Source organism: Candidatus Angelobacter sp. (genome assembly GCA_035607015.1).
Classification (GTDB): Bacteria; Verrucomicrobiota; Verrucomicrobiia; order Limisphaerales; family AV2; genus AV2.
In genome coordinates, this window is the sequence record DATNDF010000393.1 from 1 (window position 1) to 4,230 (window position 4,230).

The 4,230-nt window shown below is 59.1% G+C and carries 4 protein-coding genes; all 4 read left to right on the forward strand.

Going from position 1 to position 4,230, the window contains the following annotated elements; translation table 11 throughout:
• On the forward strand, window positions 1-1,918 hold a 1,918-nt coding region (locus tag VN887_15695), incomplete at its 5' end, for a PVC-type heme-binding CxxCH protein (GenBank protein ID HXT41449.1).
• Window positions 1,919-1,920: 2 nt separating this feature from the next.
• On the forward strand, window positions 1,921-2,535 hold the full coding sequence (locus tag VN887_15700) for a hypothetical protein (GenBank protein ID HXT41450.1): 615 nt from the start codon (window positions 1,921-1,923) through the stop codon (window positions 2,533-2,535).
• 8 nt (window positions 2,536-2,543) lie between these two features.
• Window positions 2,544-3,911 carry a PQQ-dependent sugar dehydrogenase gene (locus VN887_15705; GenBank protein ID HXT41451.1) on the forward strand — a complete coding sequence of 456 codons (1,368 nt, stop codon included), beginning with the start codon at window positions 2,544-2,546 and terminating at the stop codon, window positions 3,909-3,911.
• Window positions 3,908-4,230 (forward strand): endo-1,4-beta-xylanase (locus tag VN887_15710; GenBank protein ID HXT41452.1); only part of this gene is annotated, 323 nt, incomplete at its 3' end. The genes VN887_15705 and VN887_15710, both read left to right, overlap by 4 nt.

Consider the following 4,230-nt stretch of genomic DNA (forward strand, 5'->3'; position numbering starts at 1 on the left):
TGGCGACGGCAAGGCCGACAAGTTCACCATCTACGCCGATAATTTGAACCTCGCGACCTCGCTGGTGTTCGTGAACGGCGGCGTCATCGTTTCGGAAGCGCGCCACATGCTCTTTCTTAAGGACACCGACGGCGACGACAAGGCTGATGTGCGGCGGGCCATTCTTCCGGGCTGGGGCACGGGCGACACGCACGCGATGCAGAGCAATCTCGGCCGCGGCTTTGATAACTGGCTCTACGGCGCGGTGGGTTACTCGAATTTCCGCGGCAACGTCGGTGGCAAGGACCTCCAATTCGGCCAGGGCATTTTCCGTTTCGAGGCGGATGGCTCCGCGCTCCAGTTTCTCCATCAGTTCAACAACAACACGTGGGGTTTCGGACAGAATGTTGACGGCGATGTCTTCGGTTCGACGGCGAACGGTAATCCATCTTTTTACGGATATCTTCCCGCCCGCATCCTGAATCCGACGCAGCCTGGCTTTGGCCGGCGTGGAGGTAATGGTTTCCGCCCCGGCTATCGGCTTGGCTCGGACAACGCGGGCGATGGCGCTGCTGTCAATGTTCGCCGCCTTCCTTCCGCCAGGTCGCTGGCTCCCGGCATGCGCATGCATCCCAACACGCCGAATGTGCGCATGGTGGATAACTTCGGCGGGTATACGGCCGCGGCGGGACATGCTTTCATGGTCAGCGACGCACTGCCTGCGCGCCTGCTCGGCAAGGCGCTGGTGAACGAGCCGACTGCGAAGCTCATTGGCATGATGGATATTCAACGCGACGGCGGCGGTTACAAGGCGCTCGATGGATTCAACTTCCTCGCCAGCAGCGATGAATGGATGTCGCCGATCTTCTCCGATGTCGGTCCCGACGGCGCGATTTGGGTGATCGATTTCTACAGCTTCGTCATTCAGCACAACCCGACGCCCAGCATTCAGTCCGCGGGCATCCAGGCCACGACCGGTCGCGGCGGCGCTTACATGACCGAGAACAACCTGCGTGACCAATCTCACGGCCGCATCTACCGCGTCGTCTGGAAGGACGGTCCGAAAAGCTCCGTCAAGTCTCTCGCGAAGGCGAAGATTTCCGAACTCATGGCGGCGCTCGACAGTGGCAACCAATTCTGGAGCCTCACGGCGCAGCGCTTGATCGTGGACAACAAAATGACCGACGCCTCTCTCGCGTTGAAAAAACGCGTGCGATCCGGCAACGGCGGAACCGGCGCGGTTCACGCCCTCTGGTCGCTCGAAGGAATCGGCGCGCTCGACAAGGAAACGCATCAGAAAGCATTGCTCGACAAGGATCCCGCGCTCCGCCGCAACGCGATTCGTGCGCTGCCTGCGAACGACGCCGGACGCCAACTTTTCTTCAGCAGTCCGGTGATTCAAGACCCGGATCTGCTCACGCGTGAGGTTGCGTTTGTGAAGCTCGCCCAGTTCCCGACCATTCCCGAAATCCAAACCGTCGTCGCCCAACTGCCACACGTTGCTGCCAATACCAACGATGCGTTCTTGAACGACGCGCTGACGCTGCTCGGTCGTATTCACAAAGTCTCCGGTGTCGGTGCGAATGAAGTGAAGGTGGCGCCGGGTGATCCCAAACGTGGTGAGGAATTGTTCTTTAACAACCCCATCGCTGCGTGCGTCTCCTGCCACACGGTGAAAGGCAAGGGCGGCGACGTTGGTCCCATCCTCGATGGAATCGCCGTTCGCGCCGACAAAGCCTACATCGTTGAAAGCCTCATGGACCCGAATGCAAAACTCGCCAAAGGATTTGAGAACCTCGCAATCTCGCCCATGCCGCCACTCGGCGTGCTGTTGAAGGAACAGGAACTCGCGGACATCCTCGCGTTTCTCGACACGCTGAAAACTCCGCCGAAAGATGGCGTGACGGTTCCAGTAAAAAAAGCCAACCCATACGAGTAGTCATGAAGAAGCGATTTTTTTCCATTGGATTGGTTGCCTTGTTGAATCCTTTGCTGTTGCAGGCTGGCGGAGCCGATGCCTTGAAGCTCGACTCAGAGGGATTCATCCGCGATTGGGTCATGCTCGCCCCGATCGCTCTCCCCAAAGGAGAGAGCGGCGCCGATGCGATATTCAAGGAACAGATCAGGGACGAAGGCGCCCTTCGACCCAAGGCTGGCGACAAGGCCAAAATTGGCGGGAAGGAATTGACATGGCAGAACATCACTGCGTCAACCAACTACTTCGACTTCAATGCAGTCCTGAAAACCGTCAATGACCATGCAGCCGGTTACATGGTCACCTACATCGAATGCGATACGGAGAGGCCCGACGTGATCATGGCGGTGGCCAGCAACGATGAGGGACGAATCTATTTTAACGGTGTGGATATTTATGCGTTCAGCGAACCGCGTACCCTGATGCTCGATGCAGACAAGGGAAAGGTGACCTTGAAAAAGGGCGTCAATGTCGTCGTTTTCAAAGTCATCAACGAACAGAACAGTTGGCAGGGATGCATGCGCCTTCTGGACAAGGCCGGCGCTCCTTTGAAAGATCTCAAGATCAAACTGTCACCTTGATTTTACCTATGCAGGACAGAACCACGAATGGAACGCTGCTGGCCATTCTTCTCGCGTTCGCCGTCTTCCACCCAGTGACTCGCGCCGAGACGAACGCTGGTCCAACCATCAGCCTGAAGCTGATGACCGAAGGGTTGGGCGCGCCGATTGGACTCGTTCCGATTCCCGACGGCTCGGGACGATTGCTCGTGGCCGAGCAGGCCGGTCTCATTCAACTCATCGACCGCGATGGGAAAAAGTCCGCGCAGCCCTTCCTCGATCTTCGGGAAAAGATCGTCCCGCTGGGCAAAGGGATGGAGGAGCGCGGTCTCCTCGGACTGGCGCTGAACCCGCAGTTCAAGTTCAACCACAAGTTCTATGGGGTCTATAGTGCGCCGCTTCGCACCAACGCGCCGCTCCAATGGGATCACGCCGAGCGCCTCAGTGAATTCAGAACTACCGGCGCTGACTTCGCGACGGCCGACCCAGCCTCCGAGCGCGTCCTTCTGGAAATCGACGAGCCGGACTGGAATCACAACAGCGGTCGCCTCGCGTTCGGACCGGATGGTTTTCTGTACTGGACCGTGGGCGACGGCGGCGCTTTCAACGACGTCGGCGACGTGGCGCGCGGACGCGGTCATCCGCCCGAGGGCAACGGCCAGAAGCTCGACACCCTCCTCGGCAAGGTGCTGCGCCTCGACGTCGAACACGGCACGCCCTATGGCATTCCGAAGGACAATCCCTACGCCGATGGCAAGAGGGGGTTGCCGGAGATTTTCGCTTACGGCCTGCGCAATCCCTGGGGCATCTCCTTCGATCGCGGCGGCAAGCACGACTTGATCGTCGTCGATGTGGGGCAGGATCGTTGGGAGGAAATCAACGTCATCGTCAAAGGCGGCAATTACGGCTGGCGTTTGCGCGAAGGCTTCGAGGGATTCGATCCGAAGGACCCGCTTCACGCCCCGACCAATGCCGCAACCGTAGGAGCCGATGGCAAGCCATTCGTCGATCCGGTCTTTGCCTACAAAACGTTGCGCGGACGCGGCACGGATCCGCAATCCTACGGCGTCACGATCACCGGCGGATATGTCTATCGCGGCAAAGCCATCCCGGCGCTCCTCGGTAAATATATCTTTGCTGACTGGTCACGCAGCATGGCCATCCCCGACGGCACGCTGCTGGTCGCGACGATTCCGCCGCCCGGTTCCGGCACGGCGCGCTGGACCGTCCAGCCACTGGCGCTCAAGGAATTTCCCAACGGACGAATCAAATCCTTCATTTGGGCCCTGGGCGAGGACGACGAGGGAGAACTTTACGTGTTGGCCAACGGAATCAATTCCGTCGTCCAAACCCGCGGCAAAGTTTTCAAACTGGTGCCGCAACAGGAGTCACCATGAAAGCAATCGCATGCTTCGCTTGTGTGTCCGCGACACTGCTCGTTATTTGCGCGGGAGCCGAAGCAGCTGACAACCCTGCCTCGCTGAAGGATGCCTTCAAGGATTACTTCCTCGTGGGCACGGCGGTGAACCGGAGCATGGTTACAGGCGGCGCAGCGTTTCGCCGAAGCGCGGAGCAGAACGCCAGGGACGTTGCTCTCATCAAGGAACAGTTCAATCAGATCTCGCCCGAGAACGATCTCAAGTGGCAATCGATCCATCCGCGCGAAGGCTCCGATGGTTATGAGTTCGGCCCGGCTGACGCCTTTGTGAACTTCGG